We start from the raw sequence: 24,823 nt of genomic DNA on the forward strand, positions 1-24,823 counted from the left end.
GAGACAAGCCATGACACGTCAACCTTCCAACCGCCGCGCGCTGCTCTGCGCCGCCGCATCGACCGCCGCGCTGTTCGCGCTGGCCCCCGCCCACGCGCAAGCACCCTATCCGAACAAGCCGATCCGCCTCGTCGTGCCCTTCCAGGCCGGTGGCGCCACCGACGTGCTCGCGCGCGTGCTTGGCCAGAAGATGTCGGCCGGCTTCGGCCAGCCCGTCGTCATCGACAACAAGCCGGGCGCGGCCGGCATCATCGGCACCGATGCGGTCGCCAAGTCGCCGCCCGATGGCTACACCGTCGTCTTCTCGCTCAGCAATGCGCTGCTGACCAACGAGTTCCTCTACGAGAAGCTGCCCTACGACACGCAGCGCGACCTCACGCTGGTCTACCAGGTGGCTATGGGTCCGCTGGTGCTGGTGGTGCATCCGAGCGTGCCGGTGAAGACCGCACCCGAACTGCTGAAGTACGTGGCCGCGAACAAGGGCAAGGTCGCCTACGGTTCCTACGGCGTGGGCGCCTACCCGCACCTGGCCGGCGCGCACATGAGCCTCACGCAGCAGGCCGACATGAACCACGTCGCCTACAAGGGCGAGGCGCCGATGATGCAGGACCTGATCGGCGGGCAGATCCAGATGGCCTATGCGAGCGCGCTCGTGGCCAAGCCGCACATCGACGCGGGCAAGGTGCGGGCCATCGGCGTGAGCGGCGAACGCCGCATGGCCGCGCTGCCCAACGTGCCGACGATGGCCGAGCAGGGCCTGAAGGACGAGGCCTACCGCGTCACCGGCTGGCTTGCCTTCGCGGTGCCTGCCAAGACGCCCAAGCCCATCGTGGACCGCATCGCCGACGAGGTGCGCAAGGCCTCGCAGCAGCCCGACGTGCGCGAGCGCATCGCGGCCATGGGCTTCGAGCTGCGCGACAGCTCGCCCGAACTCTTTGCCGCCGCCTGGAAGCAGGAGCGCCCGGTGTGGGAGCGGCTCATCAAGCAATCGGGCGCGAAGCTCGAGTGAACGAACCTCATCTGATTTCTGAAGGAACAACCATGAAGATTCTTGTACCTGTCAAACGGGTCGTCGATTACAACGTGAAGGTGCGCGTCAAGAGCGACGGCACCGGGGTGGACATTGCCAACGTCAAGATGAGCATGAACCCCTTCGACGAGATCGCTGTCGAAGAAGCGGTGCGCCTGAAAGAGAAGGGTGTGGTCACTGAAGTCATCGCCGTCTCCTGCGGCGATGCGAAATGCCAGGAAACCCTGCGCACCGCGATGGCCATCGGCGCCGACCGCGGCATCTTGGTCGAGACCACCGAAGAGCTGCAGCCGCTGGCCGTCGCCAAGCTCCTGAAGGCGCTGGTCGACAAGGAACAGCCCCAGCTCATCATCCTCGGCAAGCAAGCCATCGACGATGACGCCAACCAGACCGGCCAGATGCTGGCTGCGCTGGCCGACCTGCCCCAGGCCACCTTCGCCTCCAAGGTCGAAGTCGCTGGCGACAAGGCCACGGTCACGCGCGAAGTCGACGGCGGCCTGGAAACCATCTCCCTCAGCCTGCCGGCCGTCATCACGACCGACCTGCGCCTCAATGAGCCGCGCTATGTGACGCTGCCCAACATCATGAAGGCCAAGAAGAAGCAGCTCGATACCTTCAAGCCCGAAGACCTGGGTGTCGATGTGAAGCCGCGCCTGAAGACCCTGAAGGTCAGCGAGCCGCCCAAGCGCGGTGCGGGCATCAAGGTGCCTGATGTAGCGACGCTGGTGGACAAACTGAAGAACGAAGCGAAGGTGATCTGAACATGACCGCACTTGTTATTGCCGAACACGACCACGCCAGCATCAAGCCGGCGACCTTGAATACCGTGACCGCAGCGTTGGCTTGCGGCGGTGAAGTGCATGTGCTGGTGGCTGGCGCCAATGCCGCTGAAGCCGCGAAGGCTGCTGCCCAGATCGCAGGCGTGACCAAGGTCATCGCTGCTGACAGCCCGAGCCTTGCCGAGAACCTCGCCGAGAACGTGGCTGCCCAAGTCCTCGCGATTGCAGCCAACTACAGCCACATCCTGTTCCCCTCGACCGCCAACGGCAAGAACGTCGCACCGCGCGTGGCCGCCAAGCTGGACGTGGCCCAGATCAGCGACATCACCAAGGTCGACAGCCCCGACACCTTCGAGCGCCCGATCTATGCCGGCAACGCGATTGCCACCGTGCAGAGCAGCGATGCCACCAAGGTGATCACCGTGCGCACGACCGGTTTCGACGCCGCCGCAGCCACTGGTGGCAGCGCCACCGTCGAAACGGCTGAAGGCGTCGCAGACAGCGGCAAATCGAGCTTCGTGGGCCGTGAAGTCACCAAGAGCGAACGCCCCGAACTGACCGCCGCCAAGATCATCGTCTCGGGTGGCCGTGCCCTCGGCAGCGCCGAGAAGTTCACCGAAGTGATGGCCCCGCTGGCCGACAAGCTCAACGCGGGCCTGGGTGCCAGCCGCGCTGCGGTCGACGCGGGCTACGCCCCGAACGACTGGCAAGTGGGCCAGACCGGCAAGATCGTCGCGCCGCAGCTGTACATCGCAGCGGGCATCTCGGGCGCGATCCAGCATCTGGCCGGCATGAAGGACTCCAAGGTGATCGTGGCGATCAACAAGGACGAAGAAGCGCCGATCTTCTCGGTGGCCGACTACGGCCTCGTGGCCGACCTGTTCACGGCTGTGCCGGAACTCGTCAAGGCGCTGTGAGCCAATGAAGACCCGCATCACCGAACTGCTCGGCATTCGCTACCCGATCATCCAGGGCGGCATGCAATGGGTGGGCCGCGCCGAACTGGCCGCGGCCGTGTCGAACGCCGGGGGCCTGGGCATCGTGACGGCGCTCACGCAGCCCACGCCCGACGACCTGCGCAATGAAATCGCACGCACCCGCACGCTAACCGACAAGCCCTTCGGCGTGAACCTCACGATCCTGCCCGCGGTGAAGCCGCCGCCGTATGCGGGGTACGTGCAGGCCATCATCGACAGCGGCATCAAGATCGTGGAGACCGCGGGCAACAGCCCGAAGGATTTCATCGAGGCCTTGAAGCGCCACGACGTGAAGATCGTCCACAAGTGCACCTCGGTGCGCCACGCGCTCTCGGCGGAGCGCAACGGCGTGGATGCGGTGTCGGTGGACGGCTTCGAGTGCGCGGGCCATCCGGGCGAGGACGACGTGCCCGGCCTCGTGCTGCTGCCGATTGCGGCGCGCAAGCTCCGCATTCCGATCATCGCTTCGGGCGGCATCGCCGACGGACGCGGCATGGCCGCCGCGCTCGCGCTGGGCGCCGAGGGCGTGAACATGGGCACGCGCTTCTGCGTGACGCAGGAAGCGCCGATCCACCCGAACATCAAGCAGGCGCTGGTCGACGCGACCGAGCGCGACACCAAGCTGATGTTCCGCACCATGCGCAATACCGCGCGGGTGTTCCGCAACGCGATCTCCGAAGAGGTGGTGGCGACGGAGAACCGCCCCGGCGGCTGCGAGTTCGAGGAAGTGCGTCCGCTGGTGGCCGGCGCGCGCGGCCGCGCGGCGCTGGAGTCGGGCGAGGTGCAGAACGGTGTGGTCTCGGCCGGCCAGTGCATCGGGCTGATCGATGACGTGCCGACTTGTGCGGAGCTGATCGAGCGCATGGTGCGCGAGTGCCGCGAGCATCTGGACCGGGCGCGGTCCTGGATGGACTGAGTCCTTCTGCTCGCGTCCGGGGCGACGCTCACGCCGACGGGGTACCTTGCTCCGCGAATGTCCCCCGGCCTTCTGCCTCCTCCTTGATTTCGCTGCGCAAGGCACCCCTTCGGCGTGAGCGTTCAGAGCCGCTGTTGATTCACACAACATGGCGCCTCCGAGCTCTACGCGCAGCGCATTGAAGAAGCTGCATTTGTTGGCGGTTGCCGAGACTTCGTGCTGCATGGAGCGGCGACTTGCCGGGTTCTTCTTTAGAGTGAATGCCCCTGTCACTCGATACCCCAACAAGGGAAGAAGGAAGGCGCAACACACACAGCCACCGAGATGTTTGAAGGCTGCTTGCCTCGCGGCAGGTTGTCGGTGCGAAAGCAGCGATGCAGATGCGAGGTATCAAAAGGCGACGGCCAGGGTGTTACGAGCACCCCGGCCGTCTAACCAAGTTCGTGCAATCACCTTGGAAGGAACGCACAAAAATGGCTACCAAGACTATAGCCCGGCCTCGCACGCCGGCAGCTTCCGAAGACAACGCCCAAGACCCGGCGGATCTTCTCGAAAACACACTCTCTCAACTCGAAGCGCTCCTGTGGGTCTGCCACGGGGAAGACATCGACTGGTGCAGCGGGGACGGGCCTCGACAACTGGACAACCTGCTTTGGCTTGCGGCTGAACTTGCTCGCAAGGCGGGGGAGTTGTTTCAGGTGAGTGAGAAGGCGCGGCGTGGGGCGCGTGAGGCTGGCGGGTAGGGGCTGGTCTGCGGGCTGCAGGGTTCGCGGCCCGCCTGGCAAACGGGTTCTTCAAGGTGCGACGCTGAAGTCTGCGTGATGGAGAGAATTCGGTTCGGTAGTCAGACGCAAAGCCACCCCCAAGCTCGACGTGGATGTGGCGGTATCCCATGGCGGCAGCCAGACGTCGTCCCGCGACAGCGACGATAGAGCAACTTTGAATAGCTGAGTGCTTTTTCTGGATTTGCCGTATCTTGGAGGAAGTTCAGAACAAAGCCAGTTTTGTATGACTGACCCTACATTGATCAGCCAGCCACGCTTCGTTGCCCTCGATACCTCGCACTTGGCGGGGTTGGCTTTTGACTGGGCTTCTTCCGATCGCAGTCGGAGGCGCGCGGCCCAAGTATTTGCGCCTGACCTTGTCAAGCGCGGATGGCTTCCGCTGCTTTGCTGGCACCAAGTAGAGGAGTTGTTGCAGCACAAGGACGACGAACTGGTTGACCAGCGCCTACGCTATCTCAGAAGTTGGCCGCTGGTGGCGTGGGTCCGTCCATCAGACCCAGACTCTGGGCCCGGCTCGGTGCTGGAGGTGTTGAAGGCCGAAGTGCGGGCGGCGTACGCGCACCCTAGCGCTGATTTGCTCCAAGTGCGCGATCTCGCGCGCGAAGAGCTGCTTCTGGTAGGCCCGGGTTCAGAGGCCATCCCTGATCGCTTCCAAGATTGGCGGGTTCTTCAGGCAGCGTTGGCCGAGCGACAAGAGGGCGCGCGCAGGGTTGCTGCTATCTCGCAGTGGCGTGCTACGAATATTGACAACGTGCGCATTTCAGACTTGCTGGCTAAGCCCTTTCGAAAGACCGAGGATGCGAATCGTGCGCTTCAACATCTTCGGAACCAGTTGGCCGGCGAGATAGCGGCACGTGGAGACAAGCGCATCACTGACCCGGGCGCGATGGCGGACCATTTTTTTTCCGAGATCGCCCGTGAGGGCCATGCAATCCCAATCGGCGGCGACCTGCCGCCTGTGATTCAGATCTTGTTGATGGCGGGCCTTGAACTGGACGACATTGACCTTTCAGCGACGTTCGGCCGAACGACAAATCTCCTGATCTTTCGTGATCGGCTGCGGATGGTTGCGGACGCGAGCGGGCTACCCTGGCAAACACTCAAGCGAGTTGTGACGCAGGATCGCCTGCCCGTTACCGTCATCGAGGAATGCATGCGGGCTCATGCCCAAGATCAGCCCGAACGCAAAGGCAGTGACCTGAACGACACCCATCTTCTCTGTTTGGCACCCTATGCTGATGTCACGTATGTGGACAAGCGGACGCTGGAAAACGTTCGCCGGGCAAGGGGAAAAGTTGCAGCCTTCGATCAGATCACTGGCGAGGTTCGCAGAGCTGGTGGCTATGCTGAGATATTCGCCGCACTGACGCGATGACTCGTGTGAAGGAAACATAGGGCGGGCTAGGAAGATCGGCGTCGTCGATCATCAGGCTCATCAAAAAAAGCTTCACGCAGGGCGATGAAGAACAGTTCGGGCGAATAATTCTGAAAGGAAAAAATGGGGAAGAAATCACGGCTGAAAAGAGAGAGACGAAATGCTGCCGCAGACATTCCGACCGTTGATGTCAAGAGGGAGCGGCAGAAAGCGTCGTCACAAGAGCCGCGATTCCGTGAGGAAACTGCAGCGGTATATGGGTACTTCGCCCGATACGCCGCAATCGATGTGATCCTTAGTCTGAGCATCTCCGAGCTCTGGCGCCCCAATCGCTCCAGCCAAGTCAAACATAGCTTGGCGATGCTTGTCGCTCTGAGTATGCAGCCGGACGATTTTCAAGGTCATCGATCTATCGTTACCCACGCCGAGTTTGCAGAATTTCTTGATGGGCTTAAGCAACTATTGCCTCGCTTCCCCATGTTGGAGGATTTCGTTCCTCAGGCTGATTGGGGAGATGTCCGAGTAGCTAGCGCAATCGGATTTAAGCGGATCTTCTACGGCGGTAGCGTGGAACGGATTCCAGACTTTATAGAAGCGTTCAGGCTCTTGCGCTCTGACCATCCGGGCGCAGCGGGCGATATGAACTTCGCCATTGCATTGCAAGCGCACATTATTGGGACGATTGACGCCGACCTCGTTGGCGGTGAGGATCGCGTTCTCGCGGGGCACATGGAGGTTCCGTCGCGCAACTTCTGGTCTTCTTGCCGCGAAGCACTGCTGTCTACTCGCGCTGCCGCCCAAGCTTTCGTGGCAGGAACAAGCGAAGAACTCATTGTTGGACAGGGAGAGCTCAAGGTTCCCGAATCATTGAGCGGCTTCAGCGACGCGGTCATGATGGGAACGGTCTTGCCGGTACTCATGGCAAGAGTGGACGGCTTTTACTTGCCGATTTCTCCCAGAGCGGCATCCAGTGTAGTCATTGATCTATGGCACGAGAGGATCAATTCTTGCCGCGTTGACGCGCTGCAGGATCTTGGCGGGCGGCTTGGCACATTTCTGTCACACAGACTTCGCGAAGATGACGTCATTGTTGGGCCTGCCAGGCTCGTTGGGATGTCGCATCGTTTCGATCGGCACATAGCCGCTGTCATCCGCTCCGGCGGGAAACTCTACTTTCTACTCCCAATCAACGTTGGTGATTTGCCAAAGCTGGGGCAAATCGAGCGTTGGTTCAAACGGCTAGTGGACGATAGTGAGCGTTGGGCGCTTGTGCTCGCTGCTAAGAGGCAGATCGTGGAGCTGCGCAATGCAAGAGGGATTTTGGCGCGATCCGGTGGCATCGAGCTGATAGCCGTTATCGCGCGAGTGAGTACGCAGCCCGCCTTCATGGAGATGCCGGACACCCGGGCTCGCGTGATCAGTCTGCCAGACTTTGTCTCCCTATTCGATTCGATAAAGAGCGGTGGTGAATTGGAGGACTTCTGGACCTATCGGGACACCATGGATTCGACGACGGGGGGCATGATTGGTCTCATCGATCACTTTGCTGCCTTTCGTGACAGCCACGGTGTCTTGATAGAGGGGGCGGACTTCCCCGATTGGATCAACCTGGACCCGCACTGGAACTCCAGCTGGCGTTTCAAGGAACTCAGCACCTTCTGGGCATCCGCCCCGTACAGCTTCCCGGATGATTTGAGCACTTGGGTTTTGAGTGATCGCGAGGACGGTCTCACATGCATGAAGGCCAAGGGTCCCTTCATCCTTGCATGGTCTGGCAATGCTGGAAGGTGTGCTGTGCAGGCCGTAATGGAGGTCGGATCAGATCCAGACTACAAGAACGGACCGCTACTTGAACTGTTCACCCATTGTGTTGCCGATGCGATCACCCAGCGCAGTTCTCTACTGGAGAAGTTTGATGTATTTCGCCGAAATCACATCGTGATCCGCTGTGAAATGGATCCAGTGAAGTTGCCTGCAACAGACGATGATGAGGCCACGAAGCTCCAGGCGTCGCTGCCCTTGCTCAGTAGCCTAAGGCTCATTGTCGATACCTCTGAAAAAATTGTGGTTGCGGCCGAAGTGAATCTCTCTCGCCTCTATTCAAAGCTTGAGAACGCCGAGGATGCGTCGTTTGAGGCTGAATGCGCGAGTGAGTTGACTGTTGGTTTGTCCGGGCTACTTGCTTTGAGTTGTGACGAGGGAATCTTGGAGCTGCTACGCGGGACTCAAAATCGACAGCCGAGGTTCACGCTAAAGACCACACAGAGACCTTTTGATGTGCCTGACTATGCGAATCCAAGGTTGCCGGAAGCAGGCCAATTCAAGCTGGCTCGAAAAGAACTAGCGATCATCTTCAAACAACAAGGAGTAGCCGCTCCCGCACGCTATGAGCTTGAATCTGCCAAGCACATCCTGAACTCCGCACGCGATGCAATGCGAAATGAACTACATGTGAGGATTGCTCGGTACGATCAGAGGCAGCTTCTGCAGACTTGTGTTGAACAACACGATGAGTTGACCGCGAAGTATCAGCACGAGGTTACGCGAATAAGGCTCAGCCTGAGCCATCAAGTTTCCTTCGACCGGTCAAGCAGGTTGGCCGATGCGTATGAAAAGTCCACGAGCATGGCTCGAAATTATCGATACTTGTTGGAGTGTTGCATCAGTTCCCCAGTGCAAGGCAACACGCGACCAACCATACCCGAGGTTACTCAGCTAATCGCGTCCATTGATTGGCTATCAGTGCTGTACGGAGCAAGCGATACGCTCCATAACGGAATCGACATCGGCGGTATCGAGCTAGATGACTCTTTTGTACCTACAGTATTCTTTTCTGAAGACCGTGAGGAAAAGGAGCAGCAGTACCTTGAAGAGGTCGCGAGCACAAGGCTCGGGGTTGGGCTTTCGGAAGGGGATGAAGTGAGCTCCGATCAGGATAATGCAGAGAACTGGGGGTCGCTTGACGAGGCGCTTAATGCCGATCTTGGGTTTTCTCTAACCCAAATGACTCAGGTCCTCCAGGTGCTCTCGCACTGGCACTCCGCTGGAGGTGATGATGAACTTCGCTTTGGATACGCTGCGGCGCCGACGTCAATCGCTGCTCGAGTGTGCGAACGACTACCTACCTTCCCTGTAGGGGCGGCGGAGAAGGTGGTGAAATTCCTAACGTTAGATGCAGCCGGCGTGCGCCGTTTGGCTGGAAAGCAAGTGGATGAGCCAGATGTTCCGATATGGGAGCATTCCAAGCGTGTACACCGATATCTCATCCGTCCCTTGGTTCAGATTGATCACGAGCTACTGGCTTGGGGGGCCGCAACCGCCGATCGGGCACTTTCGATTTGGGTTGGAAGCATCGTCAATGGCTATCTGCCTGCGGAGTTCCAGTGGCCCAAGGTCGCAAAGGTCGTTCGCGAAATTAAATCTGGGATCGAGAAGCAGCTTGAGGTGCGAGCTCATGAGATTTTTGGCAGGCATGCTGAATATGTGGTGCATGGAATTGACTTCCGGCGTAGGTTTCCGAAGGAGCAATTCGATGATGTTGGTGACTTCGATGTGCTCGCGTACTGGCCTGACAAGAATCTTTGGATCGGGGTCGAATGCAAGTACAACCAGCCACCGTTTTGTCTTAAAGATGCAAGGCGTTTAAGAGAGCGAATCTTTGGGCAGGGCGAAGATCATGGTCAGTTTTCGAAGATTGAACGCCGTCGTCAGTTCTTTTCCACGAATGTTCACCATCTCAGGGAATTGCTCCAGTGGCCTGAGAGTCAAGTCGGTCCCGATCCTGTGTTTCGGGAGGCGTATGTATGCCGAGAGATCTACTGGTGGCTCAAGCATCCGCCCTACGAAGTTTCCACGGAGTTTGTGCGTGTTGACGCACTAGATGGTTGGCTCCGTGCCGTGCTTGGTATCGTGCGCAGGGCGCCGGGTGCTCCCCGCAGCGAAATAGAGTAGGAGCCCGAAGAGCGGGGGACATTCGCGGAGGGGAGTACCCGGCGCCCTGCGCACGCGCCCCGAAAGCGGCCCAGCAAGCCCGCCAGCTAAGGAAACCCCCGATGCATGAATGGTCATCGACCCTCTAGCATCGGCGACTGCTCCCCCTGTCGAGGTGTACGGACCGCGTCCCGGCGTCCGCCCGGCGACAAGCGCGCCTGCCTCACCTGCCCTTCCTGCGATGACAACTCCTCCCGAGTCCGGCCCCACGCTGGACGCCGCCAGCCCCCTCCCCCCCGACATCGAAGCCGCCGACGAACCCACCAAGGTGCCGCTCGCCATCGAAGACTGGCTCACCGTCATCATCATGGGCGCGCTGGCGCTCATCACCTTTGCCAACGTGCTGGTGCGCTACTTCACCAGCTCGTCGTTCGCCTGGACAGAGGAGTTCTCGGTGTTCCTCATGATCATGCTGGCGCTGGTGGCGGGCTCGGCCGCGGTGGCGCGCGACCGCCACATCCGCATCGAGTATTTCTCCGAGAGCGGCTCGATGGCGCGGCGCAAGCGCCTCGCGCAGTTCGGCGCGCTGATGATCGCCATCCTCTTCGGCCTGATCGGCGCGCTCAGCATCCGCATGGTGTGGGACGACTACCGCTTCGAGGAAACCACGCCAGGCATCGGGCTGCCGGCCTGGTGGTATTCGATCTGGCTGCCGATCGTGTCGTTCGCCATCGCGGGGCGCGCCATCGGCCTCATGGTGCGGCGCGGGCGCAAGACGAACTACCAGTCCGACGACAGCAGCAACAGCAGCAAAGGCGACGCCAAGTGATCGCCACCCTGCTCTTCGTCGCCTTCGTGCTGATGATGCTGGTGGGCGTGCCCATCGGCGCCGCACTCGGCCTGGCAGGCGCCGCCTGCATCGCGCTGGCCAACAGCGATGCCCAGTGGTTCGGCCTGCTGGCCGTGCCGCAGAACTTCTATGCGGGCCTTGGCAAATACCCGCTGCTGGCCATTCCGATGTTCGTGCTGGTCGGCTCGATCTTCGACCGCTCGGGCGTGGCGCTGCGGCTGGTGAACTTTGCGGTCGCCATCGTCGGGCGCGGTCCCGGCATGCTGCCGCTGGTGGCGATTGCGGTCGCGATGTTCCTCGGCGGCATCTCGGGCTCGGGCCCGGCCAATGCCGCCGCCGTGGGCGCGGTGATGATCGCGGCCATGTCGCGCGCCGGCTACCCGGCCGCGTTCTCGGCCAGCGTGGTGGGCGCCGCGGCGGCCACCGACATCCTGATTCCGCCCTCGGTCGCGTTCATCGTGTACTCGGTGCTGGTGCCCGGCGCCTCGGTGCCGGCGCTGTTCGCGGCCGGCATGATCCCGGGCGTGATGGCCGGCCTCGCGCTGATGATCCCGGCCGTGTGGCTGGCCCGCACCCACAAGATGGGCGCGCTCGAGGCGACGCTGCCGCGCCCGCCGTTCTGGAAGAGCTTTCGCGAAGCCATCTGGGGCCTCGCGGCGCCGGTGCTGATTCTTGGCGGCATGCGCGCGGGCTGGTTCACGCCGACCGAAGCGGCGGTGGTGGCGGTGTTCTACGGCCTCTTCGTGGGCATGTGCATCCACCGGACGATCAAGGTGCGCGACCTGTTCGTGATCCTGCGCGAATCGGGCGAGCTCTCGGCGGTGATCCTTTTGGTGGTGTCGCTCGCGGGCATCTTCGCGTACTCGCTCTCGACGCTGGGCGTCATCGATCCTGTGACGCGGGCCATCGTGAATTCGGGCCTCGGCGAATACGGCATCCTCGCGCTGCTGATCCTCTTGCTCATCACCGTGGGCATGTTCCTCGACGGCGTGTCGATCTTCCTCATCTTCGTGCCGCTGCTGCTGCCCATCGTGCAGCACTACAAGTGGGACCCGGTGTGGTTCGGCGTGATCCTCACGCTCAAGGTCGCGCTCGGGCAGTTCACGCCGCCGCTTGCCGTGAACCTCATGGTCTCGTGCCGCATCGCCAAGGTGCGCATGGAAGAGACCGTGCGCTGGGTCGGCTGGATGCTGTTCTCGATGTTCGTGGTGATGGTGCTGGTCATCGCATTCCCCGAACTGGCGCTCTGGCTGCCGCGCAAGCTGGGCTACTGATTTTTTTGTTCCATCTACAAAGAGGAGACCTTCAAATGAAATTCCGCCGCACCCTGCTGGGCCTCGCCGCTGTCGCTGCCACGCTCGGCCTCTTCTCGACCGGCGCGATGGCGCAGGCCGCCTACAAGCCCGAATACAAGATGTCGCTGGTGCTGGGCCCGCCCACGCCGTGGGGCCAGGCCGGAAAGATCTGGGCCGACCTCGTGAAGGAGCGCACCCAGGGCCGCATCAACATCAAGCTGTACCCGGGCGTGTCGCTCATTCAAGGCGACCAGACGCGCGAGTTCAGCGCGCTGCGCCAGGGCGTGATCGACATGGCCGTGGGCTCGACCATCAACTGGTCGCCGCAGGTGAAGCAACTCAACCTGTTCTCGATGCCCTTCCTCATGCCCGACTACGCGGCCATCGACGCGCTCACCCAAGGCGACGTGGGCAAGGAAATGTTCAAGACCCTCGACAAGGCCGGCGTGGTGCCGCTCGCCTGGGGCGAGAACGGCTACCGCGAAATCACCAACTCGAAGAAGCCGATCAAGTCGCCCGAAGACCTGAAGGGCATGAAGATCCGCGTGGTCGGCTCGCCGATCTATTCGGACATGTTCACCGCGCTGGGCGCCAACCCCACGCAGATGAGCTGGGCCGATGCGCAGCCCGCGCTCGCGAGCGGCGCGGTCGACGGACAGGAGAACCCGCTCTTCCTCTTCACCGTGCTCAAGATGCACACGGTGGGCCAGAAGTTCGTGACCGCCTGGGGCTACGTGGCCGACCCGCTGGTCTTCGTGGTGAACAAGGAGATCTGGGCCTCGTGGACACCGGCCGACCAGGCCATCGTGCGCCAGGCCGCGCTCGATGCCGGCAAGCAGGAAATCGCCATCGCGCGCAAGGGCCTCGTGGAAGCCGACAAGCCGGTGTTCAAGGACATCGCCGCCATGGGCGTGACGGTAACGCAGCTCACGCCGGAAGAGCGCCAAGCCTTTGTGAAGGCGACGCGTCCGGTGTACGACAAGTGGAAGTCGACGGTGGGTGCGGACCTCGTCGCACAGGCCGAGAAGGCGATTGCCGCGCGCAAGAAGTAAGCTGCGTTTTCGCAACACTGCGGGGGCTTCGATGGCCCCGCCGAAGCCCCGCTTGCGGGGCTTTTTCTTTGCCGGTTGCGCACTTTCAACTGCAACGAAAATGGCGGGCGAAATCCTTGGTTTGCGGACCGCCCGATGCCCCGTGGCAGAGGCCCAGAACACGCCTTCGATTTCATGCCGCCGACGCGAATTGCTCTGGCAGACTGGTTTTCACCGCGCGTTTTCTCGCGCTTCAAGGAAGCCAATTCATGCCCCTCTCTTCGCGCTGGAAAGCCGATCTTTCCTCGTTCCTTCTCGCGGGATTCGCCCTCTTGATGACCACCAGCATCGCCCCGACCGCAGCGCACGCCGCCGACGCCACCAAGGTGCACACGCTGATCATCGACACCGACCCCGGTGCCGATGACGTGATCGCGCTGCTGTTCGCCATGGCATCGCCCGAGACGCTGAAGATCCAGGCACTGACCACGGTGGCCGGCAACGTGCCGCTCGCGAAGACCTCGCGCAATGCGCGCCTGGCACGCGAATGGGCCAGGCGCCCGGACATTCCTGTCTACGCGGGCGCACCACGCCCCCTGCTGCGCACGCCGATCTACGCGGCCGACATACACGGAAGCGAAGGCATCACGGGCGTGAAGGTGTCCGAGCCGAAGCAACCGCTCGCCGAAGGCAACGCGGTCGACTATTTGATCCGCACGCTGCGTGCCGCGCCAGAGAAGAGCGTGACGCTCGCGATGCTCGGGCCCGAGACCAACCTCGCGCTGGCGCTCACGCAAGCCCCGGACATCGTGCGCGGCCTGCGCGAACTGGTGCTCATGGGCGGCGCGCACTTCAACGGCGGCAACATCACGCCGACGGCAGAGTTCAACGTGTTCGCCGATCCGCATGCGGCCGAGATCGTGCTCAAGAGCGGCGTGCCGATCACCATGCTGCCGCTGGATGTGACGCACAAGATCCTCACGAGCCCCGACCGCATCGCCAAGCTGCGCGGCCTCGGCAACCAGGCGGGCAAGACGGTGGCCGACATCCTCGATGCCTATGTGCAGCACGACATGCAGTACTACGGCCTGCCCGGCGGGCCGGTGCACGACGCCACCGTGATCGCTTATCTGCTGCAGCCCTCGCTCTTCAAGGGCAAGCAGGTGAACGTGGAAGTCGACAGCCGAGAAGGCATCGGCTTCGGCCAGACGGTGACGGACTGGTACGGTGGCTTGAAGCGGCCGGCCAACGTCAACTGGATTGCCGAGGGGGATGCGCAGGGGTTCTTCGATCTGCTTACGCAGCGCATCTCGCGGTTGCCCTGAGCCAAGGGTCTCGCCCATGAAAAAAGCCACGCTGCAGAACAGCGTGGCTTTTGTCTTTGCGTCGCAGCAGCGAATCGATCAGTGCTGCAGGATCTTGTTGAGGAAATCCTTCGTGCGCGGCTGACGGTTCTCGGGGTGATTGAAGAACTCGTCCTTCGGGCAGTCTTCCAGGATCTTGCCGCCCACGTCGATGAAGATCACGCGGCTCGCCACCTTGCGGGCGAAGGCCATTTCGTGCGTGACCACCATCATGGTCATGCCTTCCTTGGCCAGGCTCACCATCACGTCGAGCACTTCGCCGACCATCTCGGGGTCGAGCGCCGAGGTGGGCTCGTCGAACAGCATCACGATCGGGTCCATCGACAGCGCACGGGCGATTGCCACGCGCTGCTGCTGGCCGCCCGAGAGCTGGCCCGGGAACTTGTCCTTGTGCGCCATCAGGCCCACGCGGTCGAGCATCTTCAGGCCGCGCGTCTTGGCTTCGTCGGGCGTGCGGCCCAGCACCTTGATCTGCGCGATCGTGAGGTTCTCGGTCACCGACAGGTGCGGGAACAGCTCGAAGTGCTGGAACACCATGCCGACCTTGGAGCGCAGCTTGGGCAGGTTGGTCTTGGGGTCGTGCAGCGGGATGCCGTTGACGGTGATCTCGCCCTTCTGGAAGGGCTCGAGCGCGTTCACGGTCTTGATGAGCGTGGACTTGCCGGAACCCGACGGGCCGCACACCACCACCACGTCGCCCTTGGAGATGTTCACCGAGCAGTCGTTGAGCACCTGAACGGGGCCGTACCACTTGGAGACGTTCTTGATTTCGATCATTTTTTCGGACATATCTTTCTCTCCGGTTCAGTCAGCCACTCAGCGAATGATGGCGATCTTCTTGTGCAGGCGCTTCACGAGCCAGGACAAGGCATAACACATGACGAAGTACACGACAGCTGCGAGCAGGTAAGCCTCGATCGGACGGCCGAAGTTCTTGCCGGCGGTTTCGAAGCCCTTGAGCATGTCGTAGGCGCCGATGGCGTAGACCAGCGAGGTGTCCTGGAACAGGATGATGGTCTGCGTGAGCAGCACCGGCAGCATGTTGCGGAACGCCTGCGGCAGCACGACCAAGCGCATGTTCTGGCCGTAGGTCATGCCCACCGCCTGGCCCGCGTTCACCTGACCGCGTGGGATCGACTGGATGCCGGCCCGCATGATCTCGGAGAAGTACGCCGCCTCGAACGCCACGAAGGTGATCACGGCCGAGATTTCGGAACGGTAGTTCGAGCCGAGCGAGCCGAACAGCGAATAGAACGACGCCGGCACGAGCAGGAAGAACCACAGGATCACCATCACCAGCGGAATGCTGCGCATGCCGTTGACGTAGATGGCAGCTGGCGTATCGAGCCACTTCTTGCCCGACAGGCGCATGAGCGCGAGGATCGTGCCGAAGATCACGCCGCCGATCGTGGCCACCACCGTCAGCATGATGCTGAAGTAGAAGCCCTTGATGACGAAGTTGCTGATGACGTCCCAGTTGTAGAACGACAGGTCGAGATTCATCATGTCAGTGACCTCCGCCGCCGGCGCTGGCCGAGACGATGAAGCCCGGCACGCGGGTCTTCTTCTCGATGAACGCCATGAGCCGGTTGATGGCCAGGGCCGACACCACGTAGCACGCCGTCACCGCGAGGTAGACCTCGATGCCGCGCGAGGTTTCTTCCTGCGCCTGCATGGCGAACATGGTGAGCTCGGTGACCGACACGGCGAACGCGACGGACGAGTTCTTGAAGATGTTCATCGTCTCGCTCGTGAGCGGCGGGATGATGATGCGGTAAGCCATCGGCAGGATCACGTAGCGGTAGTACTGCGTGGTGGTGAAGCCCACCGCCATGCCCGCATAGCGCTGGCCCTTGGGCAGTGCCTGGATGCCCGAGCGCACCTGCTCGGCGATACGCGCGGAGGTGAAGAAGCCCAGCGCCAGCACCACCAGGATGAAGCTCGGCACGCCCTTCATCACGGGTATGAGCGCCGGGATGACGTGGTACCAGAGAAAGATCTGCACCAGCAGCGGAATGTTGCGGAACAACTCCACCCAGGCATTGCCGAACCGCACCAGCCACGGGCTGTCGGGCAGCGTGCGGATGATGCCGATCAGCGAGCCCAGCACCAGCGCCACGACCAGCGCCAGCAGCGCCACGGACACCGTCCAGCCCCAGGCCGAGAGCATCCACTGCCAGTAGGTCGGATAGTCTCCCCCCGGGTCCTGCAGGAACACCTGCCAATCCCAGTTTCCCATTTCTTACTCCTTCACCGTCTTCGACGAAACCGTCCCTTGAAAAGAAACGCCCACCGCGAAAGGTGGGCGTCATTCACGCAGCGACGCGCGCTTATTCCTTGGTGACGTACTCTTCCGCGGGCTTGTCGTTCGGGTTGGCCCACGCGTTCTTGGTGGCTTCGCCCAGCGGCAGGTTGATCACGACATTTGCCGGGGGAATCGGCTTCAGGAACCACTTGTCATAGAGCTTGGCCAGCTCGCCCGACTTGGCCTGGGCCTTGATGCTGTCGTCCACGGCCTTCTTGAAGGCGGGGTCGTCCTTGCGGATCATGATGCCGATGGGCTCGACGGCCAGCACGTCGTTCAGGATCTTGTAGTCCTTGGGCGACTTCGACTTGGCGGCCAGGGCAGCCAGGATCGAGCCGTCCATCACGAACGCGTCGGCACGGCCGGTTTCCAGCAGCAGGAAGCTGTCGGAGTGGTCCTTGCCGTAGACCTCCTTGAAGGTCAGGTTCTCGGCGCGCTTTTGCTTGCGCACGGTCTGCAGCGGCGTGGTGCCGGTGGTGGTGGCGACCGTCTTGTCCTTCAGGTCGGCCAGCGAGTTGATGCCCGAGTTGGCCTTGACGACGATCTTGGTTTCTTCCACGTAGGTGGTCACGCCGAAGGCCACGTCCTTTTGACGGGTGGCGTTGTTGGTGGTCGAGCCGCACTCGATGTCCACGGTGCCGTTCTGCACGAGGGGGATGCGGTTCTGCGAAGTCACGGGCTGGTACTTGACTTCGAGCTTCTTGCCGGCGGCCTTTTCCAGGTCCTTGATGATGTTGGCGCAGACGTCGTAGTGGAAGCCGGTGTACTGGCCGTTGCCCAGCGTGTACGACAGGCCGGAGGATTCGCGCACGCCTTCGGTGATCACGCCCGAGGCCTTGATCTTGGCCAGGGTGTCATTGGCCTGAGCGAAGGCGCCGCTTGTGGCGAACGCCGCGATTGCCAATGCCATTGCTTGTTTTTTCATGCAGATAACTCCTGAGGGTGACTGAAACAGATACAACTAAATTCTAGACATTCATATTTTGCGTGATACCCGGACCAACCCGGTGCATCCGGGGGGCATCCCGCCGTGCATTGCACCGGCTGCGCGCATTGCGACGCCAGCCTGGTGCGATCCTGCCTCCTGGCATTGTCCGACTTTCACTAAGCAGCCTTTGTGCCCGAAGGCTCGGCAGCCGGGGGAACCGGTGCGGCGGACAGGCGCACCGGCTGGGTCAGGTTCTCTGGAATCAGCAGCGCCTCCATCTCGGCGCGCGTCATGATCCCGAGCGACTCCGCCACCAGATCGATGGGGCCGCCCGTGGCGAGCGCGGTCTTGGCGATGAGCGCGGCCTTCTCGTAGCCAATGAGCGGATTGAGCGCGGTGACCAGCGTGACCGACTCGCGCACACGCTTGGCCAGGAATTCGCGGTTGGCCTCGATGCCGTCGACGCAGTTCAACTGCAGCGTGTTGCAGGCGTTGCCCAGGTGCTTGATGCTCTTGAACAGGCTCCAGCCCATGATCGGCTCGAAGGCGTTGAGCTGCAGCTGGCCCGCCTCGGACGCCATGGTCACGGTGATGTCGTTGCCGATCACCTCGAAGGCCACCTGGTTCATCACTTCCGGGATCACCGGATTGACCTTGCCCGGCATGATCGACGAGCCCGCCTGCCGCGCAGGCAGCCGGATTTCGCCGAAGCCGGCCTGCGGGCCGCTGGAGAGCAGGCGCAGGTCGTTGCAGGTCTTGCTGAGCTTGGTGGCCACGCGCTTGAGTACGCCCGACAGCTGCACGAAGGCGCCCGTGTCCTGCGTGGCCTCGATGAGGTTGGCGGCCTGCTTCAGCGGCACGCCGGTCTGCTCGGCCAGGTACTGGCAGGCGAGGTTCGCATAGCCGTGCGGCGCGTTGATCCCGGTGCCGATGGCGGTGGCGCCGAGGTTGATTTCCTCGATCAGCGCGCGCGCTTCGCCCAGGCGCGCCTCGTCCTCGCCGATCATGATCGCGTAGGTCAGGAACTCCTGGCCCAGCGTCATCGGCACCGCGTCCTGCAGCTGGGTGCGGCCGATCTTGAGGATGTCCTTGAACTCGAGCGCCTTGGCCTCGAAGCTGCGGCGCAGCGCGGCCATGGCTTCGAGCAGCTTGCCGATCGCGAACCACAGCGCCAGGCGCACCGCCGTGGGGTACACGTCGTTGGTGCTCTGCGAGGCGTTGACGTGGTCGTTGGGGTGCAGCACGTCGTAGCGCGCCTTCTCGTGGCCGAGCTTTTCGAGCGCGAGGTTGCAGATCACCTCGTTGGCGTTCATGTTGGTCGAGGTGCCGGCGCCGCCTTGAATGACGTCGACCACGAACCCGTCGAGCAGCTTGCCCTCGATGATGTCCTCGCAGGCCAGGATGATCGCGGCCGCGCGGTCGCGGTCGATGGCGCCCAGGTCGGCATTGGCGCGGGTGGCGGCCTTCTTCACGAAGGCCAGCGCGCGAACCAGGTCGGGCATGGCCGAGATGCGGGTGCCGGAGATCGCGAAGTTCTCGACGGCACGTGCCGTGTGCACGCCCCAATAGGCGGCGGCGGGAATCTGCTTCTCGCCGAGGAAGTCGTGTTCGGTCCTGAAATTGGAGCTCATACAGGTTCCTCGGCTAAAAAAAAGCACGCGGATGGCGTGCCTCGAATGATGCCGCGATTGCGGCTGAAGAAAAACTGCCGCGACTGTAGTACCGGCGTGCTCATGGCGCCAATGCTGAATCCGGGAGGCCTCATGCGCGGCATTTATAGATTGTGCAGCGCACAAAAACTGAGATCAGCGGGCGGCCGGCTGGGTGCCGACGAGGTAAGACCAGAGCGCGTCGGCCGTGCGTTTGGGCTGGATGCCCTCGGACACCGCCGCGACCTTGGCGGAGCGCCCGTTGCCGGTCTTCACCGGCGCCGGGGCGCTCGGCTTCTCGCGATAGGCGCGGATTTCCATCGTCGCCTCCAGGCTGTCGATCTCGGGCGGCAGCGCGCTCACGAGCTTGCGGGCCTTGATCTCCTTGCGCACCGCGCTCTGCGGCAGGAAGGCGATGCCGTGGCCTTCGAGCGCCATGACCTTGAGGCCCTCGGCCATGTCGGTTTCGTAGACACGGTCCAGGTGGATGGCCGTGCCCGATTCCTTGAGCAACTGGTCGACCACGCGGCCCAAGTAGGCGCCGGGTGCATAGCCCAGGTAGGGCAGCGGCTGGCCCGGGCGGCCCGGCAGCCGGTAGCGCGGCGCGCCGTCGGCATCGGCCTTGACCCAGGGGGCCACGGTTTCCTCGCCGAGGCTGACCATCTCGTACTTGTTGTTGTCCAACTGAAGCGGCTGCGAGGGGTGGTGGTAGGCGATCAGCAGGTCGCAGCTGCCTTCGACCAGCCGCAGCACCGCGTCGTGCACATTGAGCGCGATGAGCCGGCTCTTGATCGGCCCGAAGTGCTCGCGCAGGCTGGTGACCCACGAGGGGAAGAAGGTGAAGGCCAGCGTGTGCGGCACGGCGATCTCGATCACGTCCTGCCCGGCCGCCGAGTGGCCGCGCAGCATGGCCCGGGTGCTCTGCAGCGACTGCAGCATCTCGATGGCCTGGCTGTAGAGCGTCTGGCCTGCGGGCGTGAGGCGCGTGGGGTAGGAACTGCGATCGACGAGGTCGGTGCCGGCCCAGCCTTCGAGCGCCTGGATGCGGCGGGAGAACGCCGGTTGCGTCACGTGCCTCAACTGGGCCGAGCGGCTGAAGCTGCGGGTCTCCGCCAAGCTGATGAAGTCTTCAAGCCACTTTGTTTCCATGAGTGACGATTATGCGAGCGCCGCGCCATACTGGGCGCCCTCTCCTTTTCCCGCATCCGCCATGCCTTCAGACGATCTGCTCGCCCTCAGCGCCACCGAACTCTCGCGCCGCATCGCGGCCCGCGACGTGTCCTGCCACGAATTGATGCAGGCCTCGCTGGCCCGCATCGAGGCGCTGAACCCGCGCTTCAACGCCATCGTCTCGCTGCGCGAACCCGGGCAGTTGCTGGCCGAGGCGGAAGCGCACGATGCCGAACTGGCCCGCGGCGAACGGCGCGGCTGGATGCACGGCTTTCCGCTCGCTGTGAAAGACCTGAGCCACGCCGCCGGGCTGCCGACCTCGATGGGCTCGCCCCTGTCGCCGCGCTCGCCTTCGCGCATCGACAGCCTTCACGTGGCCCGTGCGCGTGCCGCCGGTGCCATCGTCATCGGCAAGACCAACACGCCCGAGTTCGGCCTCGGCTCGCACACCTACAACACCGTGTTCGGCATCACCCGCAACGCCTATGCGCCCGAGCGCAGCGCGGGCGGCAGCAGCGGCGGCGCGGCCGTGGCGCTGGCCCTGGGCATGCTGCCGGTGGCCGACGGCAGTGACATGATGGGGTCGCTGCGCAACCCCGCCGGCTTCAACAACGTGATCGGCATGCGGCCCTCGCGCGGGCGCGTGCCCGGCGACCCGGAGCAGGAACTGTTCTTCCAGCAACTGAGCACCGAAGGCCCGATGGCGCGCACGGTGGAAGACGCGGCGCGGCTGCTCGCGGTGCAGTCGGGCTTCGACGGGCGCGTGCCGCTGTCGTCGCCACACGCCCTGCCCTCGCCCGATGACATCGCGCTCGATGGCGACGGCAAAGGCCTGCGCATCGGCTGGCTCGGCAGCGTCTGGCCCGATCTGCCGCTCGCACCCGGCATCCGCGAACTCGGCGAGAAGGCGCTCGATACCTTCCGCACCATCGGCTGCGAGGTCGAACCCTGCGCGCTCGACGTGCCGCGCGAGCACAACTGGAGCGCGTGGCTGCGGCTGCGGCAGTTGCTGGTCGGCGGCAAGCTCGGTTCGTACCTGAGCGATCCGAAGCTGTTCGCGCAGCTCAAGCCCGAGGCACAGTGGGAAATCGAGCAAAGCCAGCACCTGGATGCGGCGTCGCTGTACCAGGCCTCGATCTATCGCTCGAACGTGTACCGCGCATTCCTCAAGGTCTTCGAGCGCTTCGATTTCGTCGTGGCGCCGACCGCGCAGGTCTTTCCGTTCGACGCCGAACTGCACTGGCCCGATTCGGTGGGCGGCGTGAAGAGCGACACGTACCACCGCTGGATGGAGATCGTCACGCCGTTCACGCTGGCGGGGCTGCCGACGCTCAATGTGCGCGCAGGCTTCGGCGAAAGCGGTCTGCCGATGGGGCTGCAGCTGGCGGGGCCGATTCACTCGGACCTCGACGTACTGCGGCTCGGGCATGCGTATGACCAGGCCTGCGGCTGGGGCGCGCGGCGCCCCTCGGTCTTGGCTTGAGACTCCCTCCCCCGCTGGGGGAGGGTTGGGGTGGGGGCAAGCGGCCGTCGATCGAGGGCTGCCTGCATTGCAAGCGCCGTCTGCCCCCATCCCAGCCTTCCCCCAAAGGGGGAAGGAGCAAGACCCTCAGATCGGCGTCAGCACGCCGCGCCCCGCGAAGTGTCCCTGGGCATTCGCGAGGAAATGATCGACCGACTTCTGCGTCGCCTCGGGCGACCAGCCGGCCATGTGCGGCGTCAGCAGGATGTTGTCCAGGCCGATGAGCTGCTCGGGCCGCTTGGGTTCGCTCTCGTACACGTCGAGCCCCGCGCCCGCAATGCGGTTCTCGCGCAGCGCCGCGGCCAGCGCCTCGGTGTCGACCACGCTGCCGCGGCCGATGCTCACGAGGTAGCCCCGCGACCCCAGCGCATCGAGCACTTCGGCGTTGACCAGGTGCTTGGTCGCCGGCCCGCCCGGCGCGGCAAGGATCAGGAAATCCGCCCAGGCGGCGAGCGACTTCAGGTCATCGAAGTAGCGGTGCGTCGCGCCTTCGCGCGGCTTCCTGTTGTGATAGCCGACTTCCATGTCGAACGCGGCGGCGCGCTTGGCGATCTTCTGGCCGATGGTGCCGAGCCCCAGGATGCCGAGCTTCTTGCCTGACACGTTCGGCGGCTGCGGGATGGCCTCGCGCCACACGCCTTCGCGGCACAGCCGGTCGAGCTTGCGGAACTCGCGCACGATGCCGATGAGCAAGCCGAAGGCGTGGTCGGCCACGCAGTCGTCGTTGGTGCCGGCGCCGTTGGCGGTCACGATGCCGCGGGCGCGCGTTACCTCGAGCGGCACGCATTCGTAACCCGCGCCCAGGCAGCAGATCAGCTCGAGCGCCGGCATCGCCGCGATTTCCTCGGGGGTGATGCCGATCACGCCGATGGTGAGCACCGCGCGGAATACCTTGCCGCGCTCGGCGATGGCGGCCGCGCGTGCGGCGGGGTCGAAGGCATAGGTCACGTCGTAGACCTCGGCAATCTGGGCCTGGTGGGCGCTCGAGAGGCTGTTGAGCACCAGCAGGGGAATCTTGGTCGACACGTCTGAACTCCTGGATCGATGGAAAGGGTTGAATGATCGGGCTAGAGCAAAGGTGCTGCTTCGCTCTTCTGCAAAGCCCACATCTGGGCGTAGCGGCCTTGTTTTGCGAGCAGCTCGCCGTGCGTGCCGCGCTCGACGATCACGCCGGATTCGAGCACCAGGATCTCGTGCGCATCGACCACGGTCGACAAGCGGTGCGCGATGACCAGCGTGGTCTTGTCCTGCGCGGCGCTCTTGAGCTCCGACTGAATGGCGCGTTCGTTGGCCGAATCGAGTGCCGAGGTGGCCTCGTCGAAGATCACGATCGGCGGGTTCTTCAGGAGCGTGCGCGCGATGGCCACGCGCTGCTTCTCCCCGCCCGAGAGCTTGAGCCCGCGCTCGCCCACGGTCGTCTCGTAGCCCGCGGGCGTGGCCGAGATGAAGTCGTGAATGCGCGCGGCCCGCGCTGCGCCTTCCACCTCTTCGCGCGTCGCACCGGGGCGGCCGTATGCGATGTTGTATTCGACCGTGTCGTTGAAGAGCACCGTGTCCTGCGGCACGATGCCGATCGCCCGGCGCACGCTCGACTGGGTGACTTCGCGGATGTCCTCGCCGCCGATGGTGATGCGGCCTTGCTGCACGTCGTAGAAGCGGTAGAGCAGCCGCGCCAGCGTGGACTTGCCCGAGCCCGACGGGCCAACGACGGCCACCGTCTTGCCGGCCGGAATCTCGAAGCTCACATGCTTGAGGATGGGGCGCGCGGGTTCGTAGGCGAAGCTGACGTCCTCGAAGCGAATGGTGGAGTCAGCGCCCGCCAGGGGCTGCGCCCCGGGCGCATCGCGCACCTCGCGCTCCTTCTCCATCAAGACAAACATCTTGTCCAGGTCGGTCAGGCTCTGCTTGATCTCGCGGTAGATCACGCCCAGGAAGTTGAGCGGAATGTAGAGCTGGATCATGAAGGCGTTGACCATCACCAGGTCGCCCAGCGTCATGCGCCCTTCGACCACCCCCGAGGTGGCGCGCCACAGCATCAGCACCAGGCTGATGGCAATCAGCAGCTGCTGCCCGGTGTTGAGCATGCTCAGCGTGCGCTGGCTCTTGATGGCGGCCTTGCGGTAGCGGTCGAGGCTTGCGTCGTAGCGCTTGGCCTCGAACTCCTCGTTGTTGAAGTACTTGACCGTCTCGTAGTTCAGGAGCGAATCGACCGCGCGGCTCTGGGCCGCCGAGTCGAGCTCGTTCATGGTCTTGCGGAACTGGGTGCGCCACTCGGTCACCGTGACCGTGAAGGTGATGTACAGCACCAGCGCGGCGGCCGTGATCCAGACGAACAGCGAGTCGAACTTCACGCCCAGGATCGTGAGCACCAGCACCAGCTCGATGATGGTCGGCACGATGCTGTAGAGCGACATCGAGATGAGCGAGTGCACGCCGCGCGTGCCGCGCTCGATGTCGCGGGTCATGCCGCCGGTCTGGCGCTCCAGGTGGAAGCGCAGGCTCAGCGAATGCAGGTGGCCGAACACCTCCAGCGCGATCTGCCGCGCCGTGCCCTCGGTGGCCTTGGCGAAGATCAACTCCCGCAGCTCGCCGAAGAGCGCGGTCGAGAAGCGCAGCAGCCCGTAGGCCAGCAGCAGCCCGATCGGCACGATCAGGAGCGCCTGCGCCATGTCGGGCTTGGGCGTCATCGTGTCGATGAGGTTCTTCAGCAGCACCGGCACACCCACGTTGGCCACCTTGGCACCCACCATGAACGCGAGCGCGGCCATCACGCGCCATTTGTACTGCCAGAGGTAGGGGAAGAGGCGGCGCAGCGTCGCCCAGTCGGAACGGTCGCTTTTCGCCGGCGGGTGGCCGGAGACGGTAGGGGAAGGAGGAAGGGCTTCGCCGCTGCGGCGCATGAGGGACAATCGTGGTT

Annotated in this window: 19 protein-coding genes; 11 read left to right on the top strand and 8 right to left on the bottom strand. The window is 63.4% G+C overall.

Annotation, left to right across the window (positions count from 1 at the left end):
- Nucleotides 1-10: 10 nt before the first annotated feature.
- The 10 genes from ACSFA7_RS30055 (at nucleotide 11) to ACSFA7_RS30100 (ending at nucleotide 14,293) form a co-directional block, all read left to right on the top strand.
- Nucleotides 11-1,009, top strand: a complete 999-nt coding sequence (locus ACSFA7_RS30055; protein WP_435502724.1) for a Bug family tripartite tricarboxylate transporter substrate binding protein — start codon at nucleotides 11-13, stop codon at nucleotides 1,007-1,009.
- A 32-nt stretch (nucleotides 1,010-1,041) separates the two neighbouring features.
- Nucleotides 1,042-1,791: an electron transfer flavoprotein subunit beta/FixA family protein gene (locus ACSFA7_RS30060; RefSeq protein ID WP_435502725.1), complete on the top strand. Its 750-nt coding sequence runs from the start codon at nucleotides 1,042-1,044 to the stop codon at nucleotides 1,789-1,791.
- Between the two features lie 2 nt (nucleotides 1,792-1,793).
- Nucleotides 1,794-2,726, top strand: coding sequence for an electron transfer flavoprotein subunit alpha/FixB family protein (locus ACSFA7_RS30065; RefSeq protein ID WP_435502726.1), 933 nt, complete (start codon nucleotides 1,794-1,796; stop codon nucleotides 2,724-2,726).
- 4 nt (nucleotides 2,727-2,730) lie between these two features.
- Nucleotides 2,731-3,702 carry an NAD(P)H-dependent flavin oxidoreductase gene (locus ACSFA7_RS30070; RefSeq protein WP_435502727.1) on the top strand — a complete coding sequence of 324 codons (972 nt, stop codon included), beginning with the start codon at nucleotides 2,731-2,733 and terminating at the stop codon, nucleotides 3,700-3,702.
- A 1,008-nt stretch (nucleotides 3,703-4,710) separates the two neighbouring features.
- Nucleotides 4,711-5,862, top strand: coding sequence for a hypothetical protein (locus tag ACSFA7_RS30075; RefSeq protein ID WP_435502728.1), 1,152 nt, complete (start codon nucleotides 4,711-4,713; stop codon nucleotides 5,860-5,862).
- A 123-nt stretch (nucleotides 5,863-5,985) separates the two neighbouring features.
- Nucleotides 5,986-9,813 carry a hypothetical protein gene (locus ACSFA7_RS30080; protein WP_435502729.1) on the top strand — a complete coding sequence of 1,276 codons (3,828 nt, stop codon included), beginning with the start codon at nucleotides 5,986-5,988 and terminating at the stop codon, nucleotides 9,811-9,813.
- A 220-nt stretch (nucleotides 9,814-10,033) separates the two neighbouring features.
- Complete coding sequence (locus ACSFA7_RS30085; RefSeq protein WP_435502730.1) at nucleotides 10,034-10,621, top strand: TRAP transporter small permease; 588 nt, start codon at nucleotides 10,034-10,036, stop codon at nucleotides 10,619-10,621.
- Nucleotides 10,618-11,916, top strand: coding sequence for a TRAP transporter large permease (locus tag ACSFA7_RS30090; protein ID WP_435502731.1), 1,299 nt, complete (start codon nucleotides 10,618-10,620; stop codon nucleotides 11,914-11,916). The genes ACSFA7_RS30085 and ACSFA7_RS30090 overlap by 4 nt, the downstream gene beginning before the upstream one ends.
- Before the next feature lie 35 nt (nucleotides 11,917-11,951).
- A complete protein-coding gene (locus tag ACSFA7_RS30095; RefSeq protein ID WP_435502732.1) occupies nucleotides 11,952-12,989 on the top strand; it encodes a DctP family TRAP transporter solute-binding subunit in 1,038 nt (345 codons plus the stop codon).
- A gap of 248 nt (nucleotides 12,990-13,237) precedes the next feature.
- On the top strand, nucleotides 13,238-14,293 hold the full coding sequence (locus tag ACSFA7_RS30100) for a nucleoside hydrolase (RefSeq protein WP_435502733.1): 1,056 nt from the start codon (nucleotides 13,238-13,240) through the stop codon (nucleotides 14,291-14,293).
- Nucleotides 14,294-14,371: 78 nt separating this feature from the next.
- On the opposite strand, the gene ACSFA7_RS30105 is transcribed toward ACSFA7_RS30100, so the two are convergent.
- The 6 genes from ACSFA7_RS30105 to ACSFA7_RS30130 form a co-directional block, all read right to left on the bottom strand.
- Nucleotides 14,372-15,109: an amino acid ABC transporter ATP-binding protein gene (locus tag ACSFA7_RS30105; protein WP_056576214.1), complete on the bottom strand. Its 738-nt coding sequence runs from the start codon at nucleotides 15,107-15,109 to the stop codon at nucleotides 14,372-14,374.
- Nucleotides 15,110-15,148: 39 nt separating this feature from the next.
- Nucleotides 15,149-15,838: an amino acid ABC transporter permease gene (locus ACSFA7_RS30110; protein WP_013539317.1), complete on the bottom strand. Its 690-nt coding sequence runs from the start codon at nucleotides 15,836-15,838 to the stop codon at nucleotides 15,149-15,151.
- Between the two features lies 1 nt (nucleotide 15,839).
- Nucleotides 15,840-16,571: an amino acid ABC transporter permease gene (locus tag ACSFA7_RS30115; protein ID WP_093441603.1), complete on the bottom strand. Its 732-nt coding sequence runs from the start codon at nucleotides 16,569-16,571 to the stop codon at nucleotides 15,840-15,842.
- 91 nt (nucleotides 16,572-16,662) lie between these two features.
- Nucleotides 16,663-17,562, bottom strand: coding sequence for an amino acid ABC transporter substrate-binding protein (locus ACSFA7_RS30120; protein ID WP_435502734.1), 900 nt, complete (start codon nucleotides 17,560-17,562; stop codon nucleotides 16,663-16,665).
- A gap of 179 nt (nucleotides 17,563-17,741) precedes the next feature.
- A complete protein-coding gene (locus tag ACSFA7_RS30125) occupies nucleotides 17,742-19,196 on the bottom strand; it encodes an aspartate ammonia-lyase (RefSeq protein ID WP_435502735.1) in 1,455 nt (484 codons plus the stop codon).
- 174 nt (nucleotides 19,197-19,370) lie between these two features.
- Entirely contained in the window at nucleotides 19,371-20,363 is a 993-nt protein-coding gene (locus ACSFA7_RS30130; RefSeq protein ID WP_435502736.1) for a LysR substrate-binding domain-containing protein, read from the bottom strand.
- Between the two features lie 61 nt (nucleotides 20,364-20,424).
- Here ACSFA7_RS30130 and ACSFA7_RS30135 point away from each other — a divergent pair, with 61 nt between their 5' ends.
- Entirely contained in the window at nucleotides 20,425-21,867 is a 1,443-nt protein-coding gene (locus tag ACSFA7_RS30135; protein ID WP_435502737.1) for an amidase, read from the top strand.
- A 126-nt stretch (nucleotides 21,868-21,993) separates the two neighbouring features.
- Here the strand turns inward: ACSFA7_RS30135 and ACSFA7_RS30140 are convergent, their stop codons facing one another.
- Together ACSFA7_RS30140 and ACSFA7_RS30145 are read right to left on the bottom strand one after the other, a co-directional pair.
- Nucleotides 21,994-22,932, bottom strand: a complete 939-nt coding sequence (locus ACSFA7_RS30140; RefSeq protein ID WP_435502738.1) for a 2-hydroxyacid dehydrogenase — start codon at nucleotides 22,930-22,932, stop codon at nucleotides 21,994-21,996.
- Nucleotides 22,933-22,973: 41 nt separating this feature from the next.
- The gene (locus tag ACSFA7_RS30145) at nucleotides 22,974-24,806 is read right to left on the bottom strand and encodes an ABCB family ABC transporter ATP-binding protein/permease (RefSeq protein WP_435502779.1); all 1,833 of its coding nucleotides are present in this window, start codon (nucleotides 24,804-24,806) and stop codon (nucleotides 22,974-22,976) included.
- Nucleotides 24,807-24,823: the final 17 nt, after the last annotated feature.

Origin of the sequence: Variovorax trehalosi (assembly GCF_051216415.1) — a bacterium.
GTDB lineage: Bacteria > Pseudomonadota > Gammaproteobacteria > Burkholderiales > Burkholderiaceae_C > Variovorax.

Bases quoted from the DNA above. Each gene is read 5' to 3' on its own strand.
- ACSFA7_RS30110 (WP_013539317.1), bottom strand. From the start codon at position 15,838: ATGATGAATCTCGACCTGTCGTTCTACAACTGGGACGTCATCAGCAAC.
- ACSFA7_RS30100 (WP_435502733.1), top strand. From the start codon at position 13,238: ATGCCCCTCTCTTCGCGCTGGAAAGCCGATCTTTCCTCGTTCCTTCTC.
- ACSFA7_RS30075 (WP_435502728.1), top strand. From the start codon at position 4,711: ATGACTGACCCTACATTGATCAGCCAGCCACGCTTCGTTGCCCTCGAT.
- ACSFA7_RS30070 (WP_435502727.1), top strand. From the start codon at position 2,731: ATGAAGACCCGCATCACCGAACTGCTCGGCATTCGCTACCCGATCATC.
- ACSFA7_RS30125 (WP_435502735.1), bottom strand. From the start codon at position 19,196: ATGAGCTCCAATTTCAGGACCGAACACGACTTCCTCGGCGAGAAGCAG.
- ACSFA7_RS30065 (WP_435502726.1), top strand. From the start codon at position 1,794: ATGACCGCACTTGTTATTGCCGAACACGACCACGCCAGCATCAAGCCG.
- ACSFA7_RS30055 (WP_435502724.1), top strand. From the start codon at position 11: ATGACACGTCAACCTTCCAACCGCCGCGCGCTGCTCTGCGCCGCCGCA.
- ACSFA7_RS30130 (WP_435502736.1), bottom strand. From the start codon at position 20,363: ATGGAAACAAAGTGGCTTGAAGACTTCATCAGCTTGGCGGAGACCCGC.
- ACSFA7_RS30080 (WP_435502729.1), top strand. From the start codon at position 5,986: ATGGGGAAGAAATCACGGCTGAAAAGAGAGAGACGAAATGCTGCCGCA.
- ACSFA7_RS30120 (WP_435502734.1), bottom strand. From the start codon at position 17,562: ATGAAAAAACAAGCAATGGCATTGGCAATCGCGGCGTTCGCCACAAGC.
- ACSFA7_RS30105 (WP_056576214.1), bottom strand. From the start codon at position 15,109: ATGATCGAAATCAAGAACGTCTCCAAGTGGTACGGCCCCGTTCAGGTG.
- ACSFA7_RS30060 (WP_435502725.1), top strand. From the start codon at position 1,042: ATGAAGATTCTTGTACCTGTCAAACGGGTCGTCGATTACAACGTGAAG.
- ACSFA7_RS30085 (WP_435502730.1), top strand. From the start codon at position 10,034: ATGACAACTCCTCCCGAGTCCGGCCCCACGCTGGACGCCGCCAGCCCC.
- ACSFA7_RS30115 (WP_093441603.1), bottom strand. From the start codon at position 16,571: ATGGGAAACTGGGATTGGCAGGTGTTCCTGCAGGACCCGGGGGGAGAC.
- ACSFA7_RS30145 (WP_435502779.1), bottom strand. From the start codon at position 24,806: ATGCGCCGCAGCGGCGAAGCCCTTCCTCCTTCCCCTACCGTCTCCGGC.
- ACSFA7_RS30095 (WP_435502732.1), top strand. From the start codon at position 11,952: ATGAAATTCCGCCGCACCCTGCTGGGCCTCGCCGCTGTCGCTGCCACG.
- ACSFA7_RS30135 (WP_435502737.1), top strand. From the start codon at position 20,425: ATGCCTTCAGACGATCTGCTCGCCCTCAGCGCCACCGAACTCTCGCGC.